The following is a 25,211-nucleotide window of genomic DNA, read 5'->3' as shown; positions in this document are numbered from 1 at the left end:
ACAGTGAGTAGTGAGTAGGAAGTAGGGAAGAGCCTACTCACTACTCACTACCTTCGGCGCGCCATGGCGCGCCGCGGCGGCCAGCAGGACGCCAAGCATCAGCCCGTTGAAGATGTGCCACAGGAAGTGAGTTCCGAGCGGAAAGCCGGCGCAGACCATCGGGTCGATCATGCGGAAGATGGCGGACACCACGAAGATCGCCGACCCAACCAGATTGTACCGGCCGGCCCGGTTGCCGCTCACCGTCACCCAGGCACCGAAGAAGGCGAGCGCCAGGAACGGCGGCAGGTAGCCGGTCGTGCCGTTTGACGCCTGGCGCAGCCAATCCGGCACGGCGAAACTGATCGCGCCGGCCACCGCATAGAAGACGACGAAGACCGCGATCGCCTTGCGCCATTCCATCCCGAGGAAGCGGCGCAGGTTGAACAGCGTGTACGCCAGCGTGAAGCCGGCGATCGGCAGCACGTCGATCCAGACCGTGCCCTTGGTGGCGAAGGTATGGAAGATCGTCGAGCCGATGCCGATCGCCACCACCCACCAGGCCAGCACTTCGGCGAAGGTCCCGGCTTTCAGTCGGCGCACTTCCCGCACACCCCATAGTCCCGCGACAATGAAGGCAAGGTTAGTCGAAGCATTCGTTGGCTCGGACCAAAGTCCAGATCCGGTCCGCTCGCAATAGAGATCGACAGGGGTCAGGAGAGTTTGCCACATGGTGATAATGCCATCCCCGAATCGAACCACGTCGTGAAATGCAGTGTATCTCCTATTGCGCCCTTACTTTCGGCTGCAACGGCAAAAATTTCACCGCAACGTGACTTCCCGTTGACTTCGGCTTCTGCCACATATTTCAGCCAATCAGAACAAAGCCGGCGCCACCGGCGGGAATTGGAATGGTCATGGCCTGGCGAAGATCACTGTGGCTGGCGGCGTTTGCGCTGGCCTTCTCGGCTTTTGCCGATGCCGGCCATGCCGGCGAGTCCGAAAGAACCCAGGCCGAGAAAGCCCAGCCTGAAAAGCCGCTCGGCGTGGTCGAGCTGTTCACCAGCCAGGGCTGCAGTTCCTGTCCGCCGGCCGACGCGTTTTTCGCCGAACTTGCCGCCAGGGAAGACATTGTCGCGCTCTCCTACCACGTCGATTATTGGGACTATCTCGGCTGGAAGGACACGCTGAGCCGCAAGGAAAACACCGAGCGGCAGAATGACTATATGCGCGCCTTCAGTAGCCGCTCCGTCTATACGCCGCAGGCTGTCCTCAATGGCCGCGTGCATGTCAACGGCGCCAATCGTGGCGAGGTCAACGGGGCGCTCACCCGCATGGCGAAATCCGGCGAAGGCATGCATGTGCCCGTCAAGGTCAGCCGTACCAGTGACCGCGTCATCATCGATGCCGGCGACGCCGGGACCGGCCCCAACGACGCCCATGTCGTGATCGTCTATTTCGAGCCGCCGCAGACGGTCAAGATCGCCCAGGGTGAGAATTCCGGCCGCAAGATGACCTATTGGAACGCCGTCACCAGCATCCAGACCGCCGGCATGTGGCACGGCAAGGCGCAGCGTTATGAACTGCCGTTGAGCGAGATCACCAAGAAGGGCGGCTGCGCCGTGCTTTTGCAGTCGGTCGGCAAGGATGGCATGCCGGGCCCCATCCTCGGCGCTGCTTTCATCCACAAGCCGTAACGCCTCTTGCTTCTCCCCGTGTGGGAGAAGGTGGATCGGCGCGATAGCGCCGAGACGGATGAGGGGGCTGGACGGATCGCAACGTCGAACTAATCTTGCACAATGCCGCATCAGCCGGCTCCACCAGCCAAACGTCGCTCGCTCGCCTCCTTCGGCGCGACATGACGGAGGCGGAAGGAAAAAGGCCAACAAAAAACCGACGTCAGCTTGCTTCTGACGCCGGTCATTTAGGTTTTGGGATCGTCGCACCTGATTTTTCCAAGGAAAAACCGAGGTTGGTTCGATCCGACGCTGACCCGTGGGCGGGGGGCTTGGGGTTTACGAGCCGGTGCCGGACCGAACCGTCTCAGGCAACACGGGTAAATTCGTCGGACATTGGGGCATGAGCGCGGATAAAAAAAGGCAGAAATGTGGCGAAGCATCACCAATTCCAACATGCGGTTTGCAAACGTGACTGGACGCAACGGAAACGGCGCGCCGCCGCACCGCTTCGCCGGCTCTTGCAATTGCGGCGCGAAGGGGCCAATTTTGGTTGGCAAAGATTCATTTGAAGGATCGAGGCATGAGCGATGACAGCGGCGGGACGGGGGATGGTGACGCATCCGCAATATTGATCCCGCTGCACGAGGCACGACGTGAGCGCCTCGACCAGCCCGTGCGCTTCGATCGGCGTGAACTGGACCAGATCCTCAGGCTCTACGGACGCATGGTGGCCGCCAATGAATGGCGCGACTATGCCATCGATCATCTCACCGACAGGGCCGTGTTTTCCGTCTTCCGCCGGGCCAGCGAGGTGCCGCTGTTCCAGATCGTCAAGGATCCGAAACTGGCCCGCAAACAGGGCGCCTTCGCCGTTATCGCCGCTGGCGGCCGCATCCTCAAGCGCGGGCAGGAACTCGGCCGCGTGCTCGGCGTCTTCGATTCCAAGCTCAAAGTTGTAGAGGCTTGAGCGGGGAAATTGGAGCAGGGGAATTGAAGAACTGATGAATTGAAGAGTTGAAGAGTTGAAGAAGAAGGCGCCTGATGTTCCCGCCGCCTTCTTTGTTCTTCAGTTCGTCAATTCTTCAATTCTCCAATTCCCTCTCATGCTCCACGAAATCTCCGCTCCGGCAAGGAAGCCGGATCAGGCGGCATCGACGCGCCGCCATTCAGTGACAGCTGCATGAACACCGTGTCCAGCCAGCGCCCGTGCTTGTAGCCGGAACCTTCGAGCCGGCCAGAGTGGCGGAAGCCGAGCTTTTCATGCAGCTTGACCGAGGCGCTGCCTGGATGGCCGTCGCCGATCACGGCAACGATCTGGCGGAAGCCCGCCGCCTCGGCGGCGGCGATCAGGCTGCGCATCAGCATGAGGCCGACACCCTGGCCCTTGGCCTCGGGCGCGACATAGACCGAATCCTCAACGATGAAGCGGTAGGCCGGGCGCGGCCGGAAGGCACCGGCATAGGCATAGCCAAGCACGGCGCCGTCCTTTTCCGCCACCAGATACGGAAAGCCGCCGGCCGTGAGCGCGGCGAATCGCGTGCCCATCTCGGCGCGGCCTGGCGGCTCCAGCTCATAGCTCGCCGTGCCATGGGTCACCGCGTCGGCATAGATTTCGGTGATGGTGTCGAGGTCGGCCGAAGTCGCCGGCCGTATCACGATGGTGCACATTCTTTATGCAGGCCTTCTGTTTGCTTCCGATAACAGCAAACGCCGGCACAAAAGAAAAGGGCGGCCGTTGGGCCGCCCTTTTCAAACCCGATGGTCCAGTCAGACCATGAAGCGTGCCTTAGCGGCGGTCGCCCATGAACTGGAGCAGGAACATGAACAGGTTGATGAAATCGAGATAGAGCCTCAGCGCGCCCATGATGGCCTTGCGGCCGGCGACATCGGAAACATCGCCCTCGAAATACATCTCCTTGATCTTCTGCGTGTCATAGGCGGTCAGGCCGGCAAAGACCAAGACGCCGATCGCCGACACGGCGAAGGACAGCGCCGACGACTGCAGGAAGATGTTGATCACCGACGCGATGATGATGCCGAACACGCCCATGATCAGGAACGAGCCCATCGCCGTCAGGTCGCGCTTGGTCGTGTAGCCGAACAGCGACAGCGCGCCGAAGGCGGCGGCCGTGGCGAAGAAGGTCTGCGAAATGCTGGCCGTGGTGTAGACCAGGAAGATCGACGACAGCGACAAGCCGACGAGGCCTGCATAGACCCAGAACGTGGTCTGCGCGGCAGCGACGCTCATCGACTGAATCCTGAACGACAGGAAGAATACGGCGGCCAGCGGCGCCAGCATCACCACCCAGCGCAGCGGCGACCCGAAGATCGCATAGCCGAAGGACGTCAGCATCTCGCCGCTCGGCAGCGTTGCGACAGCCGAGGCCGGATCGGTGGTGGTTGCCAGCATGATCGTGCCGACGGCGGCAAGGCCGGTGATGAGGAGGCCAAGCCCCATCAGGTTGTAGACCTTGATCATATAGGCGCGCAGGCCCTGATCGATGTCGGCGCGGACGCCGGGCACCGCCGACGTCTGATAATTGCGAATGGGATCAGCCATTGGAATCCTCTATTGCTTCTGCCCCGTCCGGTGTCGGGCCTCTTGCGGACCCAGGCGCCGCTGGCGGGACTCCAGCATGCCTGCGGCGAAATATGATGGTTATTCGCGTCAAGAACAAGACCGTAACCGGATGTAACGGTTCGTGAGAGGCCGAAATGCCGATTCTCCGGGCTTCCGGGCCGGCATCCTTACCAAGATTTAATTGCAGAGGGCCCGCTCCACCCCAGAATCCCCCGGGGATTAGCGAGTTCCGGCGAAGGATTACAGGTCACGCAGCACCGGCGCCGCCTTGTGGCCGAGCACCCGCCAGGTGCCGGCAAGACCGATGCCGACCGTGATGACCAGGGCAAAGACGATGGTTGCCACGGCCACCTCCGGCATGAAATGCGATGGCAGCGTCATGATGCGGGCGACAATGTACCAAGCCGCGATGCCGCCGGCGGCCAGCGCGAAGATGGCCGTGGCCAATCCGATCAGCATGTACTCCAGGGAGAATGCCGTTATCAGCGTCCTCCTGGTCGCACCGAGCGTCTTCAGCACCACGGCGTCGTGGATGCGCGCCCGGTTGCCGGCAGCCAGCGCGCCTGCCAGCACCAGCACCGAAGCGATCAGCGCCACCCCGGCCGCGGCCCGGATCGCGGTGCCGAGCTGGCCGACCAGACGGTTGACGACATCGAGCGCGTCCTTGACGCGCACCGTCGTCACCGCCGGGAAGGCGCGGGTAACGGCATTGAGGATACGGGCATCGTCCGCGGTCGAGGCACTCTTTTCAGTCAGCGTGGCCATCCAGCCATGCGGCGCGCCAGCGAATGTGTTGGGCGAGAACACCATGACGAAATTGATGCCCATCGTCTCCCACTCGACCTGACGGAAGTTGGCGATCCTGGCCGTCACGTTGCGGCCAAGCACATTGACGGTGACGGTGTCGCCGAGCTTCAACCCGATCTCCTTGCCTTCCTGCGCGGAGAAGGAGACCAGCGGCTCGCCGGCATACTTGTCCGGCCACCATTCGCCCTCGGTCAGCGTCGCGTTTTCCGGCTGCCTGGCGTCATAGGTCAGGCCGCGATCGCCTTTCAGCACCCAGGCGCCCTCGGCCGGCACCTTGACCTTGTCGACGGCGACGCCGTTGAGCGCCATCACCCGGCCGCGCAGCATCGGCACCTTGACCAATGTCCCCTGAGGCGCCTCCTTGCCGACCAGGCCCGAGAACGCATCGACATCGCTGCTCTGGATGTCGACGAAGAAGAAGTTCGGCGCCCGCTCCGGCAGGCTGCCGGAGATCTGCTGCCGCAGATTGCCGTCGATCAGCGCCAACGTCACCAGCAGCGTCAGCCCGAGCCCCAGCGACAGCACCACCGATGGGGTCAAGGCGCCTGGTCGATGGATGTTGCCGACGGCGAGACGGAGCGCAACGGAGCGCACGCGCGGGCTCTTCCTTGCCACCCATTGCACCAACGCTCCGACCAGACGCAGCACCAGGAAGGAAAAGATGGTGGCGCCGACGAAGATCGAGGCGATGCGCTGGTCACCGGAGAAGAGGATGGCCAGAACCGCCAGCAGCAAAGCGATGCCGATGGCGGAGGCCATATAGACAAGTCGCGGAAGGCCGCGGCCTTCGAGGCCCATCTCCCGAAACAGCGCTGTCGCCGGCACGTCGCGGGCGCGCCCGAGCGGCAGCAGCGCGAAGGCCAGCGTCACCAGCAGCCCGAACAGCGCCGCCATGCCGAGCGCGCCGGGATAGAAGCCGCCTTGCGCCGGCACCGGAATGACGGATTGAAGCGCGGCGCTTGCGGCAAAAGGCATCAGCGCGCCGAGCACCAGACCGGCGGCGATACCGAGTGCCGCTATGATCAGGATTTGCACGAGATAGACGGTGAAGACAAAGCCGCCGGAAGCACCGAGGCTCTTGAAGGTGGCGATCACGCCGCGCTTGCCGTCGAGATAGGCGCGCACCGCATTGGCGACGCCGACGCCACCGACCACCAGCGCCGTCAGCCCGACCAGCGTCAGGAACTGCGAGAAGCGCTCGATGTTGGACGACAGGGCCGGGGCGGCGTTGCCGCGCGTGCGGATCGACCAGCCGGCTTCCGGAAAATCCCTGGCCGCCTGATCCTGTATGGCCTTGAGCCGCGCCTCGTCGGCATCGGCGGGCAGCCGGATCTTGTAGGCGTTTTCGACCAGGCTGCCCGGCTGGATCAGCCCGGTCGCGGTCAGGCCCTCTGTCGAGATCATCAGCCTTGGCGCGAAGCCGAAACCGTCGGACACGGCATCCGGCTCGGTGACCAGCCTGGCGCGCAGTTCGAAGGTGGCGGTGCCGAGCTTCAGGCGGTCGCCGAGCTTGAGATGCAGTCGTTCGAACAGAAGATCGGGCGCCGCCGCGCCAAAGACGCCGAATTCTTCGCCGAACAATTCCTGCTTTGTCAGCGCCGGCTCCGTCTCCAGCGCGCCATAGAGCGGATAGGCATCGTCGACTGCCTTGGCCTCGACCAGCGCCTGGTCGGAGCCGTCTGCCAGACGCGCCATCGAGCGCATGCTGGCGGTGCGCGAAACAACGCCCAGCCCGTCGAGAAAGCCATGTTCGGCCTGGCTGGCATCGCGCTGGTTGATCTGGAAGCGAAGATCGCCGCCAAGCAGCGTCTGGCCCTGGTTGGCGACGCCGGCACTGATCGAACGGGCAACCGAGTTGACGCCGCCGATCGCCGCGACGCCGAGCGCGATGCAGGCGAGGAAGATCAGGAAGCCTGACAGGCCGCCGCGCATCTCGCGCAACGAAAAGCGGATGGCGAGCTTCAGCGTCCGTGCCGGCGGCATCAGGCGGTGACCTCCAGTGGGGTCGGCGGGTTCGGCGCCTCGATACGTCCGGAGCGCATCGACACCTGGCGCGCGCAGCGCGCCGCGAGCGCGGGATCATGGGTGACCAGCACCAGCGTCATGCCGCGCTCGGCCGCCTTGGCGAACAGCAGGTCGGCGACCTGCCGCCCCGTCGCCTGGTCGAGATTGCCGGTCGGCTCGTCGGCGATGAGAATGCGCGGCGAGGGTGCCAGCGCCCGGGCAATCGCAACGCGCTGCTGTTCGCCCCCGGAGAGTTCGCCGGGGTAATGGGTGACGCGGTCGCTGAGGCCCACCGCCGCCAGCTCGCGCGCCGCTACCGAAAACGGATCGGCATGGCCGGCCAGCTCCAGCGGCACCGCGACATTTTCAAGCGCCGTCATGTTGGGGATGAGGTGGAAGGACTGAAAGACGATGCCAATGTTTCGGCCACGAAACGAAGCAATCTGATCCTCGCTTTTGCCGTTGAGCAGTTCACCGGCGATTCGTACCGTACCCGAATCGACCCTCTCCAAGCCTGCCAGCACCATCAGCAGTGTCGACTTGCCGGACCCCGATGGACCGACGATGCCGGTCGCCTCGCCGCGCGCCACCTCGAGGCTGACGCCCTTCAGCACATGGACTGACGACGCGCCTTCGCCGAGTGTCAGGGATACGTCTTTCAGCGCGATGACGGCTTCTGTCAAAATGAAAGCGTCCTATATCAGGGATGATGGCTCTGCTTGCCGGAGGCCGTCGCCGGAAGAATTCCTTGGTCATATGGGGCCTGCCGCATGTCTTTCAAACGCCAGATAGCCGCAGGCTTGGTCCTTTTCCTCGCCATTTGCGGCGCCATTTCGTCGGCGCGTGCCGAGCCCTTCAAGATCGTTGGCTTCGGTGACAGCCTGATGGCGGGCTTCGGGCTTGGGCCCGATCAAGGCTTTACCGACAAATTGCAGGCGGCGCTGCGTGCCAAGGGCCATGACGTGACCGTCGCCAATGCCGGCGTTTCCGGCGACACCACGAGCGGCGGCCTGGCGCGGCTCGATTGGTCGGTGCCGGACGGCACGCAGCTGCTCATCCTCGAACTCGGCGCCAACGATATGTTGCGCGGCATCTCGCCCGACATCACCAGGAAGAACCTCGACGAGATGCTCGGCAAGCTCAAACAGCGCAAGATCGCTGTGCTGCTCGCCGGCATGCGCGCCGCGCCCAATCTCGGCGCCGACTACCAGAACGCCTTCGACGCCATCTTTCCGGATCTGGCGGCGAAATACGGTGTCGCGATCTATCCGTTCTTCCTCGACGGCGTCGCCGGACAGCCCGGCCTGCAGCTCGAGGACGGCATGCATCCGAACGCCGGCGGTGTTGACCGGATGGTCGAGCGCATCCTGCCGACGGTCGAGAAGACCATGGCGGTGGTCCCGGGGGGTTCATGAGGCTGGATACATTGCTTTCCCTTGCGGAAACTTTTGGCAAAGCCTGTGACCAATAAACCTCTTGCTCCATTCGACTATCGATGATTCGCTATGGATGACAGTTCGATTCGAGGAAGGGAGGCTCTTCATGCCGCGTCTTTTCACCGCCCTCGAAATTCCGCGTGACGCCGCCCTTTCGCTGTCCCTGCTCCGGGGCGGCCTGCCCGGGGCGCGCTGGATCGATGTCGAAAACTACCATCTGACGCTGCGCTTCATCGGCGATGTCGAGGGCCATGTCGCCGACGAGATCGCCAATGCGCTGGACCGCGTCCACCGGCCCTCCTTCTCGCTGACCCTGTCCGGTGTCGGCGCCTTTGGCCAGAAGAAGCCGCATGCGGTGTGGGCCGGCGCTTCCGCCTCGCCCGATCTGGCCGGGCTTCAGGGCGAGATCGACCGCATCTGCCAGCGCCTCGGCATTCCCGCCGATCCCCGCAAGTTCATGCCGCATGTGACGTTGGCGCGGCTGCGCAATTCGAGCCCGCTGGATGTCGCCCAGTATCTTTCGGCCCGCGGCAATTTCTCGACGCTGCCGTTTCGTATCGGCCGCTTCGTCCTGATGTCGTCGCGCGATTCGGTCGGCGGCGGCCCCTATATCGTCGAGGAGGCCTGGCCGCTGTCGGGCGCCGACGCCCGCGCGGCCAGCCGTGTCGCCAGCGCCTCCGACGCCTCGCGGATCATGCGATAGACCTCGGCAAAGGCCTCCGGCCCGTCATAATAGGGATCGGGCACGTCGCGCGCCTGTCCGTGCGCGAACTCCAGGAAGAGCCGCACCCGGTCGCGCGCGGCCGGAGCCAACGCCTTGAGGTCGGCGACAACAGAGCGGTCCATGCCGAGGACCAGGTCGAAACGGGAGAAATCCTGCGGCGTGATCTTGCGCGCCCTCTGTCCGGAAATATCGATGCCGTGACGCATAGCGACCGCGATCGAGCGCGGATCGGGGGGCGAGCCGACCTCCCAGCCGCTTGTGGCAGCCGAATCGAGCCGGATATCGCGGCCCCAGCCGCGCTCGACCCAAGCGGCGCGAAAAACGCCCTCAGCCAGCGGCGACCGGCAGATATTGCCGAGACAGACGAAAAGGATGGAATTTATGGGCGTTATGCTCATTCGATATGCGCCGTTTGTGCATCTGGAACCCCAAAACCGCAAAACACTTTTGGGCGACTTGCGGTATGGTGAGGGTCAAAATCGAGATAGCACGGGAAATCATCATGACGAGAGAAAAACTCAGCAAGGACGCCATCACCGCTGCCCTTGCCGAACTCGGCGGCTGGTCGCTGGCCACGGATGGCGCCTCGATCAGGCGCGGCTTCGTCTTTAACAATTTTTCCGAAGCCTTCGCCTTCATGACCCGCGTCGCGCTGGCAGCCGAAAAGATGGACCATCATCCCGACTGGTCGAACGTCTACAAGACCGTGGACGTGACGCTGAACACTCATGACGCCGGTGGCGTAACCGCACTCGACATCGAACTGGCGAAGAAGATGAACCGCTTTGCCGGTGGCTGATGCCTGGTATCGCAAAGCCGCCAAGGCAGCGGAGAACCCCAAATCGGTACCCGCATCTTGCACCCGGGTTCACCTTTCACCACATTTTCCCCGCGAGGCATGCGCCTGGATGCGCATGAGACCCGCTAGGAGTGATTGATGGCGCAACAACCCGGTTTTGATTTCTTCGGCTTTGGCGACAGGCTGGGCGGGGAGGGTGAAGTGCGCGACAAATTCTGGCGCACGGCGAAGAAGGCCGCCCGGCAGATCCCCTTCATGGAAGACGTCGTCGCCGCCTATTACTGCGCCATGGACAAGAACACGCCGTTGCGCGCCAAGGGCATATTGGTGGCGGCGCTCGGCTATTTCGTCCTGCCGGTGGACCTCATTCCCGACTTTATCTTCGGCCTCGGTTTCACCGACGACATCGCCGTGCTGACCGCCGCGATCACCGCCGTCAGCGCCCACATCACGCCGGCGCATCGCCAGGCCGCCAAGGACGCCATCGCCGACAAGGGCTGAGCGTCTGCACGCGGCGCGCATCTTGTGGATGGAGGCCTTCGCAGGTCCGGTTGAAAAGTCAAACTCTTGCCGCTTTCGTGGCCTCCAAGTCGCCGAAGGGACGTCGCGCCGGCTGCTGACAAGGGCGGCGGCGCGGGATTGGCGGCGGTTTCCTGGGGTGAGCGTCCTTTTGTTGAGGGAAATTCACCGTTTGGTAACCCAGATTAAATCAAAATGAAGCGACGGCAGGACGCCAGGCGGCCCGCCTCCGCACCATTTGGAATACGGGAAAGACGATGCGCGGATTGACAGCACTAGTTTCGAGCCTGGTCCTGGCGGCCTCAGCAGCGCCGGCACTGGCGCAGCAGGCGACCAAGATCGGCCAGCACAATGCCTGGGGCACCTACAGCTATCAGGCGCAGGGCGGCAAGGTCTGCTACGTGCTGACCGTGCCGACCGACAAGCAGCCGCCGACGCTCGACCATGGCGATATGTTCTTCTTCGTCAGCCAGCGGCCCGGCCAGCAGGTATCCTATGAGCCGCAGTTCATTGCCGGCTACAATTTCCAGGAAGGTTCCAAGGCAACCGTCACCATCGACAAGAAGTCGTTCTCGATGTTCACCCGCGGCAAGTCGGCCTGGGTCGAGAACGCCGCCGAGGAACCCGTGCTGATCGCCGCCATGAAGACCGGTTCGGACATGAAGGTGACGGCGAAATCCGGCCGCGGCAATCCCACCTCCTATGTCTTCTCGCTGAAGGGCATTTCGGCGGCGCTGTCGTCGATCGCCAAGTGCAAATAGGCAAAGCCGAGTTTTGAAACGAAGGCCGGGCCGCAAAGCCCGGCCTTTTTTGCTTTTCAGCCATGGCCCTGCGCTGGTTCCGCCTCCGCCCGCCGGCGTCGGATCGCCTCGGCGATGAAGACACGCGACAGCGCGTGATAGAGCGGCTCGTGCGAGATCATCCGCGCCGTGCCGTAGCCCAGCATAGAGGCCAGCATCAGCGCGATGACATTGTCGTGGTTGCCGGTCATCTCCAGGATGATGACGAAAGCCGTCATCGGCGCTTGCACCACGCCGGCGAAATAGCCGGCCATGCCGAGCAGCGCGGCGGCTCCCGCGCTGGCGCCGAACAAGAGGCCGAGCGAACTGCCGATCCCGGCGCCGACCGCCAGCGAGGGCGCGAAAATGCCGCCCGGAATGCCCGAAACCATCGACAGCAGCCCGGCGAGGAATTTTTCCACGAAGAAGAACGATGGCAGCGGCGTACCTTCCACCGCGCCGCGCGCCTGCGCGTAGCCGGTGCCGAAGGTCAGACCGCCCGACGCAATGCCGATCACCGCCACGCCGAGCCCGCAGAATGCGGCCACCAGCAGCGCGCGAGCCAAGGGCTGCTGCGTGTGCCAGCGCCGGATCCGGCGCGTGATCTTCAGCGCCAGCCGCGAAAACAGCGCGCCGAATCCGCCCCCTATGACGCCGCAGGCAAGCACCAGCGGCCACTCGGCGGCAAACGAGATCGTGTCTCTGGAGATGCCGAAATAGGTGTAGTTGCCGAGCAGGCCGAGCGATGCGAGGCCGGCCAGGATTACCGCCGTCAGCACAAGCCCGTTGGTGCGCGCTTCATAGGTGCGACCCATTTCCTCGATGGCGAAGACGATGCCGGCCAATGGTGTATTGAAGGCGGCCGCGATGCCGGCGGCCGATCCGGCCAGGATCAGGCCCCGCGCCTGCGCCATGCCGCCCCAGCGCGCCGCCTGCAGCATCAGCGAGGCGCCGACCTGCACGGTCGGGCCTTCGCGACCGATGGAAGCGCCGCAGAACAGGCCGACGATGGTGAGCGCGATCTTGCCGGCCGCAAGCTGCAATGAGAGCAGGTGGTGGCGGTCGTCGTCGTCACGCAAATGGCGCGCGGCGATCGCCTGCGGAATGCCGCTGCCTTGCGAGCCCGGAAAGAAAGCCTGGGCCAGCCAGGCGCACAGCACGAAGCCAAGCGGCGTGACCATGAGCGGCAGATAGAAGCGCCAGCCGCCGCCATCGCCGGTCATGACATGGAACAGCACCTGCGCCTTGTCGGCCAGCACCGCGAACAGCACGCTGATGACGCCGATCGAGACCGCGCCGGCCCAGAACACCAGGCGCGGCTGCCATACGCGCCGCGAGCCCCACATCGCGCGCGAGCGCCGCAGCATGGGATATTTTCGCGATATGCCGGCCATGTCTGTCCTCGCAATGGAGGCCCAGCCCTAGCATACACATCACGTCGATCAAGGCTGTCGGATCACGTCGCTGTCACGCGCTTATTTGAAACAGGGCCTCGGCCAAACGTCCGCGGATCGCGGCTGTTTGCATGCGCGGAAGTTTTGAAGGCTGGTCCTGGACGCGGCCCCAGGTTCGGCGCTGGCGCCTACATTCCGAGCGCGGATGCTCCCGCCAGCTCCTGCCGGCGGGAGGGGTTCCTGCGGGTTCAGGTCTCACATAGCCATTTTTTCACATTCGGCCTGGGCCTTCTTGGTCGACGTATCGATCATGTAGGCTTTGCCCTTGGCATCGGTGATCATCATCATGCAGTGCTTGATCGGCTTGGCCATCTTCATCATCTCGGCACCCATTTTTGCATCTGGCATCATGGTGCCCATATGCCCGTCCGGCATGATCGCCGTCACCTCCCCGCCTTTCATCATGGTCATCTTGCCCATTGCGTCTTCGGCAAAAGCTTGCGGGGTGGAAAGGCCGACGAGGGCGGCAATGACGGCGAGCTTGATCGAGTTCATTCAGCATACTCCCATTTTGCAAGGGCATGGTCGCCCCATTCAGCCTTCGAAGGCGGCAGGGGAATCGTTACGTCAACACGACTATGTGATCGGCACTCGCGTGCCGGGAAGATTGGGCGCAAGGCTGCCAGTCGGCCGTAGCGGGTTATCGTGATGCGACAAACTGGTTCATCCGATGAACTCTCCGTGCAGACGCAGAGACCGTCTGTCGATCAGGACATCGCGATCGAAACGCTGTCGCCCGCTCGGCTTGTGGTCGCCACCGCATGACTCTGCCCTCAACCTGTGCTATGCGCCGCGCTTCAGTTCCCGGCACGATGGATGAAATCGGCCGCAAACCGCTTATATCAGTGCGACCATGACCCTTTCCTTCGACCTCACCACCGAGGGTGCCCGTGACGCGTTGCGCGCCCGTGCCGCGCCCGAGAAGCCATCGCTGATCGGCCTGACGCGCGCAGAGCTTGGCGAGGCGCTCGTTGCGTCCGGCATCGTGCCCGAGCGCCAGGCAAGGATGCGCGCCCAGCAGCTCTGGCACTGGATGTATGTGCGCGGGGTTTCCGACTTTGCCGGCATGTTCAACATCTCCAAGGATCTGCGCGCCGCGCTCGACAAGCATTTCACCGTCGCGCGGCCCGAAATTGTCGAGGAGCAGATTTCTTCCGACGGCACCCGCAAATGGCTGTTCCGCTTCCCGCCGCGCGGTGCCGGCCGCCCGGTCGAGATCGAGACCGTCTATATTCCCGAGGAAGGCCGCGGCACGCTCTGCATCTCCTCGCAGGTCGGCTGCACGCTGACCTGCTCCTTCTGCCACACCGGCACCCAGAAGCTGGTGCGCAATCTGACGGCGGAAGAGATTCTCGCCCAGTTGCTCACCGCGCGCGACCGGCTGGGCGATTTCCCCGACCGCGACACGCCGGACGGCGCCATCGTGCCGGCCGAGGGCCGCAAGGTGTCCAATATCGTCATGATGGGCATGGGCGAGCCGCTCTATAATTTCGAGGCGGTGAAGAAGGCGCTGCTGATCGCCTCCGACGGCGACGGGCTTTCCTTGTCCAAGCGGCGAATCACGCTGTCCACCTCCGGCGTCGTGCCCGAGATTTTCCGCACCGGCGAGGAGATCGGCGTCATGCTGGCGATCTCGCTGCATGCCACCAATGACGATCTGCGCGACCTGCTGGTGCCGATCAACAAGAAGTATCCGCTGAAGGAACTGATCGCCGCCTGCCGCGCCTATCCCGGCCTGTCGAACGCCAAGCGCATCACCTTCGAATATGTGATGCTGAAGGACGTCAACGATTCCATCGAGGACGCCAAGGGCCTGATCAAGCTGCTCAAGGGCATTCCGGCCAAGATCAATCTGATCCCGTTCAACCCATGGCCGGGCACCAACTACCAGTGCTCGGACTGGGAGACGATCGAGAAATTCGCCGACTACATCAACAATGCCGGCTATGCCTCGCCGATCCGCACCCCGCGCGGCCGCGACATCCTCGCCGCCTGCGGTCAGCTCAAGTCGGAATCGGAGCGCATGCGCAAGGTCGACCGGCTGGCGCTGGAAGCCATGATGATCGCGGGGCACGGCGAAGCGTGAGCTTTTCTTGGCGACTGGCGGCTGTCGCCATTTCCTATGCATTAGCCTCGCTCGTCATGCCCCTTGTGTTTCTTTTGTACGAAGACGCTTCCATCTTCTGGCGCGGCGGCCGGCTTTTCTTCGATCTGAAAGACCAGCTGGTGGCCTTGGTCGCTGGCACGATAATAGCCGCCATTTATGGCGCGCTCCCCGCGGTACCGCTGATTGTGGTATCGGAACTGACCGAGCGCCGGGGGTGGACGTTTTCGATCCTCGGCGGCGCCCTCGTGGGGACCGTTATGTTCGCGATCATGCAGATCTATCCGATGGCGCGGACACGGCCCGCGCTCGATTTGCTGATTGCCCTGATCGTTGCGGGTAGCCTGGGCGGCGCCGTCTACCGACTGGTCATGGGACTGCTTCCGGGCGACACGCGCATCAGGACAGCCCGATGAACCGTCCCCTCGCCGGGCTCAAGCGCTTCGTCACCATAGCAGTCGGTTATGTCGCCGCTGTGCTGACATCAATCCTGGTCCCCGTGCTGCTGATCACCCTTCTGGAAGGGATCGAATACGGCAACTGGTCCCTGGTCTTCACATTCGACTGGCTGGGTTCGTTCCCGCTCGCCGTGTTGACCGTGGCAGTCTGCGCGCTGCTGATCGTCGGCCCTGCGATCTTGCTTGCCGAACGGCTGTCGCTGCGAGGATGGTTCTATTTCGCGGTCACGGGTGCGATCACCTCCATCGCATTTGGCGTTCTTGTTCCCGGCTCTGCTGGAGGCTTTGTTTTCAATCCGGGCTTTCTCGGGTTCCTGGCCACCGCCGGCACCGCCGCCGGGTCGGTCTACTGGCTTCTGGCGGGGCGCAAGTCTGGCCGTCCCATGCAGCGAGATGCGGGATGAACCGTCTGGTCGCCTATATCGTGCGCCTTGCCACCATCCTGTTCGGCTATGCCGTCGCGTCGCTGGCGGCGAGCGCCTTCCTCAACATCCTGTTCCTGGCCTCGCTTGGCTATGCGCCGCAGCATGCGCAGCCGGCCGCAACCGCCTCGCTGTATTTTTCGATTCCCTTCGTCGCCCTGTTCGTCGCCTATTTCGCCTTCATGCCGGCGGCGATCGTCATCCTGGTTGCCGAAATTCTCGGCCGGCGCGACTGGCTGTATTATGCGCTCGCCGGTGCGGTGGTGGCGGGCGCCTTCCTTGGCCTGGTCGATCACGCCCAGGAGTCCATCTTCGCCGTGACCGACACCAGCGCCATCATGGCCGTCATCGGCGGCGGCATGGTCGGCGGCATCTTCTACTGGCTCAGCGCCGGGCGCTGGGCCGGAAGCTGGTGGAAGGACGCCCCTATTTCGCCTGGGCGGTCAGGATCCTGAGCGCGAAGGCCGAGAACACGCCGGAGAAGAGATAGTCGACCACCCGCGTGACGCGCGGGCTGGCCTTCATCGCCGCCGAAAATTTTTCCGCCGCCAGCACCATCGGCACCGTCACCGGGATCGACAGCACGATGAACATGGCGCCGAGGAAGAACAGCTTTCCCGGCGCGTTTGGATCATGCGCGGAGACGAATTGCGGCAGGAAGGTCATGAAGAACAGGATGATCTTCGGGTTGAGCAGATTGACGCCGAGCCCCGCCGCCCAGCTGCGAAACAGCGAGATCCGCGGTCCCGTCTTCTTTTCCGGCGAAAAGGCCGAGCCCTTGGCGATCGCCTGCCAGGCCAGGAAGACGAGATAACCGGCGCCGAAGATCTTCAGCACGAAGAAGGCCATCGGCGAGGCGACGATCAGCGCCGAGACGCCGACCACCACCAGCGTGGTGTGGATCAGCGTGCCGCACAGCGCACCGGCCATCGAGGCAAAGCCGGTGACGCGCCCCTGGCTCAGCGTGCGCGAGACGAACAGGGTCATGTCGGGGCCGGGCGTTATCGCCAGGATCACGGTGGCGATGGCGAACTGGATCAGCGTAGTGGTGTCGGGAATGAAGGACATGCAAGGCCCAAAGAGCAATTCCAGGAAAAGTATGAAACATTCTCCCTTGGGAATTGCGTCAAACAGATGAAACGCAACGCCTATACAGGATATGCCACCCCGGCACCAGACATGGCGGCGATCCCCTGCTTATCGCGGATTGATCCAGCCACGGCAAAACGTGCGGCCTCTGACACGCCCCGGATCCCATCGATGCAGACAACGAAGTGCCCCCGAGGCCAGCCGGAAGTCAGATTGAGGAAAGGGCCTTGTCGCGCCAGGCGCATACTTCGTCAAGCCTGGCCTTGCCGCCCCGCGGCCCGTGGATGGTGACCGAGCGGGAGGCCGCCGCGACTGCAAAATCGAGTGCCTCGGCGAAGACCTGTCCGCGCGACAGGCACCAGGTCAAGGTTCCGCCGAACGTGTCGCCGGCACCGGTCACGTCGACCACCTCGACCGGATAGAAGCGCGTGCGAAGGATCGCCCCGCCATTGCTCGCCTCGGCTCCCTCGCCTGCCATGGTGCGAACCACCCATGAGATCTCCGCGGCCCGCATCCAGTCGCCAATGAGCGACAGATCGTCATGCCCAAAGGCTGTGCGAAAGCCGACCTGGTTGAAGATGACAGCTTCGGCCCCGAGCAGATAGGGCAGGTCCTCCCTGGTACAGCCGCCGACATCCAGATCGAAAATCGTGCGGCGACCGTGTTCACGCAGGTCAGCCAGCAGCCTTGCCTGTGCAAGCACCTCGCCGGCGACCCGACAATGCAGCCTGCGAGCACGGTAGAGCGTTGTGTAGAGAAAGCCCGGGGCGCGCAGGGCGGCCAAGGTCGCCGCTGGCAGCCACATCGGTTGCTGGCCCATCTCGACAGTCAGCACGATGTGTTCGCCATCAACCAGGAAGATCAGGTTGCGCGATTCCGGAATGGCCGGATCGGTCAGCATATGCGCCACGCCGACATCATTGGCGCGCAGATCGGCGATCAGGCGCCGCGACAGCGGACTGTCGTTCAACAGCGATATGAACTCTGTCGCCCCGCCAAGGGCCGCATGGACGACAGCAGCGTTGGCGATCGAACCGCCGGTTTCGGCCGGCATCTCGGTGACCATCCCCTTGTCGGCACGGCCCGGCCAGCGGTCGGCGGTGTAGTATTCGTCGAGCGCCACGTCGCCGATGAAGAATGCCGTCATGCACGCGTTACCTGGTTCGCGTCGGCACAGACCAGAAGCGCCCCGCCTTCGACCGGAACCCAGGGACTGGCGCCAAGCCCGCAGATCGCCATCCAGAAATAGGGTGTCGGGCGCGTCAGGCCCCGGCAGGCATCGTGCCAGACGCCTCGGTCCATCACCACTGCCTGTCCGGGTGAAATCACGAATGCCTCGATCTCGTCACGGTGGGGCGCCGGCATGGCGGAAGCTGGAGCGACGGCCAGGACCACCGGCGCATCGGCGCAGAAGATAGCCTCTTCCGTGCCCGGGTGGCGTTCCATCTCAGTGCAACGCCAGGGAGCGGCCCCGCCACGGGTCAAGCCAAGATGGCCGCTGCCGCCGATCAGCGGCTTCTGGGTGAAGCCGTCCTGCCAGCCATTGCCAAGCGTCCAGACGACCTTGGGGTCGCTGCCGCCCGACAGGTCATAGACGGTGCCGAAGCGCGCGAAAGCCTCGGCGGTCGCGGGGCACGCGACGACATGGTCCTGCCTGTTCATGCCGCGGCTCGCAGGGAACGCACGGCCCGCATGAAGCGTACGACATGGTCGGCTTCCATCGCGCCGGTATCCCGGTGATCGCGTTTCAGCCAGCTTCCGACGATTGCACCGTCGGCGACCGCCAGTTGCTCGGCGGCATTGGCCTCCGTCATGCCGGCGCCGATCAAGAGCGGCACACTTCCGCCGGTCGCGGCACGAAATCTCGCCACCTTGCCGAGCTCCGTCGGCTCGCCAGTAGCGTTTGATGTCACGACCAGCGCGTCACAGCGGGCAGCGCCGATCTGGACATCCTCGGCTTCCGACCGGCCGGATAGGACAGGCTTGTATTTGAAGCGCACCCCACCGAGCAGCAGCACCGGAGCGGCCGCTCTCCGCGCCGCCAGTTCCGCGGCGAAGGGCGCATCGGCTTCGGGCGGCAGATGGCCCGCGACCGAATCGATCTGAATGAAATCGACGGGATAGCGTCCAGCCAGCGCAAAGGCCGACGCGTCGTCGCGCAGCACGTTGACGCCGATCTTGCCGCCCAGGCCCAGTCCGCAGATACGGTCAAGCGCGCGCTCGACGTCGTCCGCGTCGCCGAAATAGTTTTCGACCACCAGCCCATCCACGCCTTCGCCGGTCAGGATACGCGCCTCTTCCTCGGCCTGCGCAAGCTTGGCCTGACGCCCTTCGCCGGCGAGATGCAGCATCGCCAATATCGGCTTGGGGGTGGTGAAGGTTTTGCCGAAGCGGCTCATGTCTGGTCTCCTGCGCTCCGCTCCGAGGGGAGTTGCGCCATGTTGCGTCCCCAGCGCGTTGCGAATTTCATCTGGACGGCGGGCGAATAGACGATCGACGTGCGTTCGACCAACTGGTCGTTGCCGTCCAGGACGTCGCCGCTGGCGCAGAGATAGCCCGGCACTTCCGCTGCCGTTGCGAAGACCTCCTTCAGCCGCTCCGAGGGCGGCACGACCGTGAGCAGAAGCTCCGAGCGCATTGGATGCCTGCCGTAGTCGCGACGCAGTACCTCATAAAGCGACTGCGTCGCGAAATCGTAGCTTTCGATGCCGGGATAGAGTTCAAGACTCAGCCACGACATATCCACGTTAAGCCAGGTGACGGCCTCGCCATTGGCGAGGCCGCGCGCACGCACCAGATGCAATTCGCCGTCCTTTACCTGATGTTCCAGCGTGCGGGTGACCGGACGTTGGCCTTGCCGGCGGGCCAGTTCCGTGAAGCTGCCGAAGTTCCAGATGCTGTGGCTGACCGGCCGGTGGGAGACGATCGTTCCACGACCCCGGATCTGCCGCACCAACCCCTCCGACACCAGCAGCGTCATTGCGTTGCGGACCGTGGTTCGCGCTATGCCGAACTGATCGCGCAGCTGGTTTTCCGATGGAATGGCTTCACCCTCGGCAATATCCCCGCTCAGAATTGCGGCCCGCAGCATTCGGTACAGCTGACGGTAGAGCTGTTCCCCCGAATATGTGTCGAGCCGCAGCCGTGACAGGTCGACCTCAGGGCGGCCTGTCTGGAGGGAAGGATCGGTGGCGGACGGATCGTGCGGATCAGGTCGCGGCATGGTTCCTCTACTTCTTTGCACCGTTTATCGTGAAGTCCTCGACGCCAGCCTCTTTCAGGCCATAGCGATCCAGAATCTCGGCATAGGTACCATCTGTCTTCATCGTATTGAGTGCCGCCTGGACAGCGTCGCGCAATTGCGTGTTGGGCTTGGCAAGCGCGATGCCATAGTGGTTGATCTCGCCAACCGCGCCGATCTGGTAGAACTTGCCAGGCTCCTGCTTCATCAGATCGAGCAATCCCTCCAGTCCGATGATCGAGGCCTGTGCACGGCCCTGGCGGATCTGCATGATGTGTTCGGCCTGCGTTGGTATCTGGATGACGTTCATCTGCTTGTCGGCCGCGCAGGTCGTCTTGCTCAGGTCCTCGGCCCATGTGACCCAGCTGGTGCCGGTCGCGACCGCGATGGTCTTGCCGCAGAGATCCGACTCGGCCTTGATCGTGTCCTTCAGTTCGGCGGCGGAATAGAAGACATTGCCGGTCTTGAAGTAATCGATGAAATCCAGCTGCGTCTGGCGTTCGACCTTGTCGGAGAATGCCGTCATGATGATGTCCGATCGGCCTGTGACGACCTGCGGGATGAGCTGCGGGAACTCGACATTCTGGAACTCGATCTTCAGGCCGAGCCGATCGGCGATTGACTTTGCCAGATCGATATCGAAGCCCTTGAGATCGGTCGAGCCGGCATCATTGTATTCCATCGGCGGGTAGGCAAGGCTGATAGTGACGTTGAGTTTGCCGGCGCTGCGCACGGCATCCGGCAGCTTGGCGGCCGCGGCTTCATCGGTTGCGGCGCGGGCAGGGCTGCACACAGCCAAGCCCAGAAGCGCCACCGAGGCAAGGCGCTGAACCAGCGAAAACGTCCGTGTCATTTTTAGTTCTCCCATTGTGAAGATTTGCGCGCCCTGTCTCAGGACAGCACGCGGCTGAGGAATGTTCTGACGCGCGGATCACCGGGGTTGCTCAGAACCTGTTCGGGTTTTCCCATTTCCCGAATCTCGCCGTCGATCATCACCAGAACGCGGTCGGCGACCTCGCGGGCAAAGCCGATTTCGTGTGTGACGACGATCATGGTGGTGCCGCCCTTGGCGAGGCCGCGCATCACCTCCAGCACCTCGCCCACGAGTTCGGGGTCGAGCGCGCTGGTCGGTTCGTCGAAGAGCATCACGCGGGGCTCCATCGCAAGCGCGCGCGCAATGGCGACGCGCTGCTTCTGTCCGCCCGAAAGCTGCGAGGGGTAGCTCGATGCCCGGTTGGCCATGCCGACCTGATGCAGGAGCTCCATGGCGCGTTTCTCTGCCTCGGCACGGCGCAGGCCCCGTACAATCATGGGCCCTTCGATGACATTGCCCAGCACCGTGCGGTGGGCGAACAGGTTGAAGTGCTGGAACACCATGCCCAGCTGGCGCTGCTGGGCGCGCAGGCGGCGAACCGGCAACTCGTGCAGCACTTTGCCGTGCAGTTCGTACCCCACGATCGAGCCGTCTATCCAGACATAGCCCGAGTTCGGAACCTCGAGATGGTTGATGCAGCGCAGAAACGTGCTTTTGCCACTGCCGGAGGGACCGAGGATGCAGACCACCTCGCCATAGGTGACGTCCAGGTCGAGCCCCTTCAGCACTTCATGTGTACCGAACCGCTTGCGGATGCCGACTGCCTTGATCGCGAGGCTCATGCTTCACCCGAAGCAATCGCTGGCCGCGACCGCGTTTTGAACCATTGCCTGCGGCTTCCGGTGCTGACGGCACTTTGGCCAAAATGCCGTTCCAGATAGAATTGACCGATCGACAGCAGCGTGGTTCCGACCAGATACCAGATCGAGCAGACGAAAAGCAGTTCGATGACCGCGCCATTGATGAAGTAGATCCGCTGCGCGGCGTTCAGCATTTCGCCCATCGCAATGGTCGCGGCGAGCGAAGAGAACTTGAGCATGCCGACGGCGCTGTTGCCCAACACCGGCAGGATCAACCGCAAGGTCTGCGGCAGGACGATGCGTCGCATCGTCTGGCCAGGGGTCATACCCAGCGTGTTGGCCGCCTCGATCTGGCCGCGATCGACGGACCCGATACCCCCGCGCACGACCTCCGTTAGGTAGGAACCTTCATTGACGCCAAGCCCCAATACGGCGGCGACAAAGGGGGTCACCACGTCAACCATCCGCTCGTCGACAAGGCCTGGAATGTAAAGCCGCGGAAAGACCAGCCCGATGTTGAACCAGATCAACAGTTGCAGGAGCACCGGCGTGCCGCGGAAGATCCACACATAGAGCCAGGCGGCAAATCTCAGTGTCGGGTTGGCCGCCGTGCGCATGATGCCAAATCCCAATCCAAGGACGATGCCCAGGGCCAACGCGCAGGCCGAGATCAGCAGCGTCCAGCCAAACCCGACGAGGATGACGCGGGCGGTGAGAAACTGTCCGACCACATCCCAGCGGATCTGCCCCATCGCGAAAGCGCGGATCAGCAATGCCAGTACCAAAAGCCCGATTGCACCGCTGATCCAGCGGCCAGGATGGGCCAACCGGCGTCTCGGAGCATCGGGATCTGGCAGGTCGGAGACTTGCAGCCATAGGGTGGGTTTTGACGTGCTCATTGCTCAAATGTATGGTTAGGTCTACAACTTTGTAGATGTGGCTTTGCCGACTGTCAAGCGGCTATGGAGGCGCAAGCAGCATGCCGCGGGGACATCACTCGGACCTTGGGAGGCAGCGGTTCAGGGCTGGAGATCTAAGGCACGTGCCGCATGAACCCGTTCGAACGCGACGTGCCGCTGGAGCAATTCCGGGAAAGCGTGAAACGGCTTTCCGTCCGGCACGGCGTCAAACCAGGGAGTTGGAGGTCATCCAATCCGGCCCAAGGCGCGGGTCATCCGAAACGGATGGAATTGCGGCGCCAGGATGCTTCCGAAAGGGAGACTCGCCAGAAAGGCACTGGCTGGGAGATAGGGCGAACGGCGACCGAGATTCTGACCGATGCAGCCTATCGATCATTCCCCGTCAAACCTGCGGTCCAACCCTATGCCCGCTTGGCCAGACGCATCCTGCCGGGCTCCCGGTCGGCGCGCGGAACGTTCGAGGTGTCGAGGCCCGCTCCGGTGGGCAGTATCTGATCGATCGGCTTGGGGCGGCCGAGGAAATAGCCTTGCGCCTCGTTGCAGCCTTCGACCTGCAGGATGGTGAGCTGGATATGGGTCTCGACGCCTTCGGCGAGCACGGGAATATCGAGGCTGCGCCCCAGTGTCAGCACGGCGCGGATGATCGCCTTGGCCTGCGGGCTGCGCTCGACATCGGCCATGAAGGAGCGGTCGAGCTTGATCTTGTCGAACGGAAACGAGCGCAGCGTGTCGAGCGACGAATAGCCGGTGCCGAAATCGTCGATCGCGATCGTCACGCCCAGCGCCTTTATCTGCCGCAGCACGTGCAGCGTGCGCACCTTGTCGGCGACGATTGTCGATTCGGTCAGCTCGAGCTCGAGACGCTTCGGCGACAGGCCGGTCTCGATCAGGATCTGATGGACGAGCTTGGCGAGATCGGCATGGGCGAACTGCACCGGCGACAGATTGACCGCGATCTTGTGGCCATTGTCCCAGGAGGCCGCCTGGCGGCATGCGGTGCGCAGCACCCACTCGCCGATCGGCAGAATGGAGCCATTCTCCTCGGCGATCGGAATGAATTCGGCGGGCGGGACCATGCCGTGCACGGGATGTGTCCAGCGCAGCAACGCCTCGTAGCCGCAGGTGGCGCCGGTCGCAACCGAGGTCTGCACCTGGTAGTGCAGCGAGAGCTCGCCGCGCTCGACCGCCAGGCGAAGGTCGGTGGCCAGCGCCCGGCGCGCCCGCGCCGTCTCGTCCATGGCCGATTCGTAGAAGCAGACGGCCCGCGTCACGTCGTTCTTGGCCCGGTACATCGCCAGATCCGCATTGCTGACCAGCCTCTCCCGGTCGGCGCCGTCACGCGGATAGACGGCGACGCCGATGCTGGCGCCGGTGACGGTCTCGAAATCGTCGATCCGCAGGGGCTGGAACAATGATTTTTCCAGCCGCGACACCAGGCCAAGCAACTCGTTCTGGTCCTTGAAGCGCTTGATGGCGGCAAACTCGTCGCCGCCGAGTCGGGCGACGAACTCGCCATCGCCGGTCAGCTTCGCCAGCCTGCGGGCAATGATCTTAAGCGCCTGGTCGCCGGCAGCGTGTCCCCTGAGGTCGTTGATTTCCTTGAAGCGGTCGAGATCGATGACGATGACGGCGGTCATCGTCTCCTCATCCTCGCGCGCCCGCTCGATCTCATGGTCGAGGCGGTCGTTGAAGGAGACCCTGTTGGCAAGGCCGGTGAGGGAGTCGTTCAGCGCAAGATGCTGCAGCCGCTCGAAGCTCTCGAGCCGGCCGCGTTCGTCGATCAGATAGCTGGCGAAGCCGGTGGCCGCGACGATCATGCCGACCACGGCGACCGCGACGGCCATCGCTTCGAGAATATCGGGATTGGTGCCCGTGGTGATGAAGGAGAGCGGCGTCACCGCCACCGCCGCCATCGCCGTGAAATGCAGGCCGACGATTGCCAGCACCAAAAGGCCGATTCCGAGATAGTGCGACCGGCGATATGGCCGGCGCACCGCCTGGCCGATCGCCACTGCGGAGAATACCGACGAAATGACAAGTGAGGCGATGACATAGGAGCCGTTCCATTCGACGATGCCGGCCACGTGATAGGCCATCATGCCGGTATAGTGCATGGCCGAGATCGCCAGCCCGACAAGGCATCCGCCCCATTCCGGCGCCAGGCCGCGGCTCTTGTCCAGGGCAAGGCCGAAACCCGCCCCGGTTCCAACCATGGCGATGACCAGGGACATCATGGTGAGCGCCGGATCGAAGGTGATCGGCGCGCCGGGCCGATAAGCCAGCATGGCGATGAAATGCGTGCACCAGATCGAGGAACCGGCCGCGACCGCGGTCAGGAACAGCCATCCCCGCATCTGCACGCCGACGGTTTTCCTGGCGCGGTCCAGGAGACCGATCGTCACCCAGCACCCGGTGACGCACATCAGCGCCGCCAGCAGGACGAGCCACAGATTATGCTCCGTGGCGATGCATGATATAACGCGCATCAGGAATGGTCCAAGCCCGAGGACACCCGTATTGAGCGGCCGGTTTAGCGGCAGGA

28 protein-coding genes are annotated in these 25,211 nt (G+C 63.6%); 11 read left to right on the top strand and 17 right to left on the bottom strand.

Going from position 1 to position 25,211, the window contains the following annotated elements:
- Window positions 1-33: 33 nt before the first annotated feature.
- Window positions 34-711: a ceramidase domain-containing protein gene (locus EB230_RS05360; protein ID WP_172371712.1), complete on the bottom strand. Its 678-nt coding sequence runs from the start codon at window positions 709-711 to the stop codon at window positions 34-36.
- 179 nt (window positions 712-890) lie between these two features.
- Between EB230_RS05360 and EB230_RS05355 the strand changes: the two genes are divergently transcribed.
- Window positions 891-1,676 (top strand): thioredoxin family protein, encoded by a 786-nt coding sequence (locus tag EB230_RS05355; RefSeq protein ID WP_056574551.1) that lies wholly within the window; start codon window positions 891-893, stop codon window positions 1,674-1,676.
- A gap of 562 nt (window positions 1,677-2,238) precedes the next feature.
- On the top strand, window positions 2,239-2,625 hold the full coding sequence (locus tag EB230_RS05350; protein ID WP_056574545.1) for a DUF2794 domain-containing protein: 387 nt from the start codon (window positions 2,239-2,241) through the stop codon (window positions 2,623-2,625).
- A gap of 134 nt (window positions 2,626-2,759) precedes the next feature.
- Here the strand turns inward: EB230_RS05350 and EB230_RS05345 are convergent, their stop codons facing one another.
- The 4 genes from EB230_RS05345 to EB230_RS05330 form a co-directional block, all read right to left on the bottom strand.
- Window positions 2,760-3,326, bottom strand: coding sequence for a GNAT family N-acetyltransferase (locus EB230_RS05345; RefSeq protein ID WP_065005474.1), 567 nt, complete (start codon window positions 3,324-3,326; stop codon window positions 2,760-2,762).
- Window positions 3,327-3,444: 118 nt separating this feature from the next.
- Window positions 3,445-4,218 (bottom strand): Bax inhibitor-1/YccA family protein, encoded by a 774-nt coding sequence (locus EB230_RS05340; RefSeq protein WP_056574542.1) that lies wholly within the window; start codon window positions 4,216-4,218, stop codon window positions 3,445-3,447.
- Window positions 4,219-4,479: 261 nt separating this feature from the next.
- On the bottom strand, window positions 4,480-7,029 hold the full coding sequence (locus EB230_RS05335; RefSeq protein WP_056574539.1) for an ABC transporter permease: 2,550 nt from the start codon (window positions 7,027-7,029) through the stop codon (window positions 4,480-4,482).
- On the bottom strand, window positions 7,029-7,733 hold the full coding sequence (locus tag EB230_RS05330) for an ABC transporter ATP-binding protein (protein WP_056574536.1): 705 nt from the start codon (window positions 7,731-7,733) through the stop codon (window positions 7,029-7,031). Before EB230_RS05330 ends, EB230_RS05335 begins: the two co-directional genes overlap by 1 nt.
- An 87-nt stretch (window positions 7,734-7,820) precedes the next feature.
- Between EB230_RS05330 and EB230_RS05325 the strand changes: the two genes are divergently transcribed.
- On the top strand, window positions 7,821-8,465 hold the full coding sequence (locus tag EB230_RS05325) for an arylesterase (protein WP_172371711.1): 645 nt from the start codon (window positions 7,821-7,823) through the stop codon (window positions 8,463-8,465).
- A gap of 127 nt (window positions 8,466-8,592) precedes the next feature.
- Entirely contained in the window at window positions 8,593-9,189 is a 597-nt protein-coding gene (gene thpR / locus EB230_RS05320) for an RNA 2',3'-cyclic phosphodiesterase (protein ID WP_056574530.1), read from the top strand.
- Here the strand turns inward: thpR and EB230_RS05315 are convergent.
- Entirely contained in the window at window positions 9,093-9,608 is a 516-nt protein-coding gene (locus EB230_RS05315) for a low molecular weight protein-tyrosine-phosphatase (RefSeq protein WP_172371710.1), read from the bottom strand. The genes thpR and EB230_RS05315 overlap by 97 nt on opposite strands.
- 104 nt (window positions 9,609-9,712) lie before the next feature.
- Between EB230_RS05315 and EB230_RS05310 the strand changes: the two genes are divergently transcribed.
- The 3 genes from EB230_RS05310 (at window position 9,713) to EB230_RS05300 (ending at window position 11,289) form a co-directional block, all read left to right on the top strand.
- A complete protein-coding gene (locus EB230_RS05310; RefSeq protein WP_081295064.1) occupies window positions 9,713-10,009 on the top strand; it encodes a 4a-hydroxytetrahydrobiopterin dehydratase in 297 nt (98 codons plus the stop codon).
- A 138-nt stretch (window positions 10,010-10,147) separates the two neighbouring features.
- Entirely contained in the window at window positions 10,148-10,510 is a 363-nt protein-coding gene (locus EB230_RS05305) for a YkvA family protein (RefSeq protein ID WP_056574518.1), read from the top strand.
- A 275-nt stretch (window positions 10,511-10,785) separates the two neighbouring features.
- Complete coding sequence (locus tag EB230_RS05300) at window positions 10,786-11,289, top strand: invasion associated locus B family protein (RefSeq protein ID WP_065005469.1); 504 nt, start codon at window positions 10,786-10,788, stop codon at window positions 11,287-11,289.
- A 56-nt stretch (window positions 11,290-11,345) separates the two neighbouring features.
- Here EB230_RS05300 and EB230_RS05295 read toward each other — a convergent pair whose 3' ends face one another.
- Together EB230_RS05295 and EB230_RS05290 are read right to left on the bottom strand one after the other, a co-directional pair.
- Entirely contained in the window at window positions 11,346-12,701 is a 1,356-nt protein-coding gene (locus tag EB230_RS05295) for a chloride channel protein (protein ID WP_172371709.1), read from the bottom strand.
- 255 nt (window positions 12,702-12,956) lie between these two features.
- Window positions 12,957-13,256: a hypothetical protein gene (locus tag EB230_RS05290; RefSeq protein ID WP_056574509.1), complete on the bottom strand. Its 300-nt coding sequence runs from the start codon at window positions 13,254-13,256 to the stop codon at window positions 12,957-12,959.
- Window positions 13,257-13,614: 358 nt separating this feature from the next.
- Here EB230_RS05290 and rlmN point away from each other — a divergent pair, with 358 nt between their 5' ends.
- The 4 genes from rlmN to EB230_RS05270 are packed head-to-tail and all read left to right on the top strand — an operon-like array spanning window position 13,615 to window position 16,200.
- Window positions 13,615-14,847: a 23S rRNA (adenine(2503)-C(2))-methyltransferase RlmN gene (gene rlmN, locus EB230_RS05285; protein ID WP_172371708.1), complete on the top strand. Its 1,233-nt coding sequence runs from the start codon at window positions 13,615-13,617 to the stop codon at window positions 14,845-14,847.
- Window positions 14,844-15,281, top strand: coding sequence for a hypothetical protein (locus EB230_RS05280; protein ID WP_155772497.1), 438 nt, complete (start codon window positions 14,844-14,846; stop codon window positions 15,279-15,281). The genes rlmN and EB230_RS05280 overlap by 4 nt, the downstream gene beginning before the upstream one ends.
- A complete protein-coding gene (locus EB230_RS05275) occupies window positions 15,278-15,727 on the top strand; it encodes a hypothetical protein (RefSeq protein WP_056574500.1) in 450 nt (149 codons plus the stop codon). Before EB230_RS05280 ends, EB230_RS05275 begins: the two co-directional genes overlap by 4 nt.
- Window positions 15,724-16,200, top strand: coding sequence for a hypothetical protein (locus tag EB230_RS05270; RefSeq protein ID WP_056574497.1), 477 nt, complete (start codon window positions 15,724-15,726; stop codon window positions 16,198-16,200). The genes EB230_RS05275 and EB230_RS05270 overlap by 4 nt, the downstream gene beginning before the upstream one ends.
- Here the strand turns inward: EB230_RS05270 and EB230_RS05265 are convergent.
- The 9 genes from EB230_RS05265 to EB230_RS05225 form a co-directional block, all read right to left on the bottom strand.
- Window positions 16,172-16,813 carry a LysE family translocator gene (locus EB230_RS05265; RefSeq protein ID WP_056574492.1) on the bottom strand — a complete coding sequence of 214 codons (642 nt, stop codon included), beginning with the start codon at window positions 16,811-16,813 and terminating at the stop codon, window positions 16,172-16,174. The two genes, EB230_RS05270 and EB230_RS05265, sit on opposite strands and share 29 nt — an antisense overlap.
- Window positions 16,814-17,042: 229 nt before the next feature.
- A complete protein-coding gene (locus EB230_RS05260) occupies window positions 17,043-17,981 on the bottom strand; it encodes a carbohydrate kinase family protein (protein ID WP_172371707.1) in 939 nt (312 codons plus the stop codon).
- The gene (locus EB230_RS05255; RefSeq protein ID WP_056574485.1) at window positions 17,978-18,496 is read right to left on the bottom strand and encodes an ureidoglycolate lyase; all 519 of its coding nucleotides are present in this window, start codon (window positions 18,494-18,496) and stop codon (window positions 17,978-17,980) included. The genes EB230_RS05260 and EB230_RS05255 overlap by 4 nt, the downstream gene beginning before the upstream one ends.
- The gene (locus tag EB230_RS05250; protein WP_172371706.1) at window positions 18,493-19,233 is read right to left on the bottom strand and encodes a BtpA/SgcQ family protein; all 741 of its coding nucleotides are present in this window, start codon (window positions 19,231-19,233) and stop codon (window positions 18,493-18,495) included. Before EB230_RS05250 ends, EB230_RS05255 begins: the two co-directional genes overlap by 4 nt.
- On the bottom strand, window positions 19,230-20,057 hold the full coding sequence (locus EB230_RS05245; RefSeq protein ID WP_172371705.1) for a GntR family transcriptional regulator: 828 nt from the start codon (window positions 20,055-20,057) through the stop codon (window positions 19,230-19,232). The genes EB230_RS05250 and EB230_RS05245 overlap by 4 nt, the downstream gene beginning before the upstream one ends.
- A 7-nt stretch (window positions 20,058-20,064) precedes the next feature.
- Window positions 20,065-20,928 carry an ABC transporter substrate-binding protein gene (locus tag EB230_RS05240; RefSeq protein WP_172371704.1) on the bottom strand — a complete coding sequence of 288 codons (864 nt, stop codon included), beginning with the start codon at window positions 20,926-20,928 and terminating at the stop codon, window positions 20,065-20,067.
- Between the two features lie 38 nt (window positions 20,929-20,966).
- Window positions 20,967-21,731, bottom strand: a complete 765-nt coding sequence (locus EB230_RS05235; protein ID WP_172371703.1) for an amino acid ABC transporter ATP-binding protein — start codon at window positions 21,729-21,731, stop codon at window positions 20,967-20,969.
- Window positions 21,728-22,576: an amino acid ABC transporter permease gene (locus EB230_RS05230; RefSeq protein ID WP_244494119.1), complete on the bottom strand. Its 849-nt coding sequence runs from the start codon at window positions 22,574-22,576 to the stop codon at window positions 21,728-21,730. The genes EB230_RS05235 and EB230_RS05230 overlap by 4 nt, the downstream gene beginning before the upstream one ends.
- 494 nt (window positions 22,577-23,070) lie before the next feature.
- Window positions 23,071-25,155: a bifunctional diguanylate cyclase/phosphodiesterase gene (locus tag EB230_RS05225; protein WP_246738917.1), complete on the bottom strand. Its 2,085-nt coding sequence runs from the start codon at window positions 25,153-25,155 to the stop codon at window positions 23,071-23,073.
- Between the last annotated feature and the right edge of the window lie 56 nt (window positions 25,156-25,211).

It is taken from the genome of Mesorhizobium sp. NZP2234 (genome assembly GCF_013170765.1).
Lineage (GTDB): Bacteria > Pseudomonadota > Alphaproteobacteria > Rhizobiales > Rhizobiaceae > Mesorhizobium > Mesorhizobium loti_D.
The sequence above is the reverse complement of the archived record's forward strand: the minus strand, read 5'-3'. Positions and strand labels throughout refer to the sequence as shown.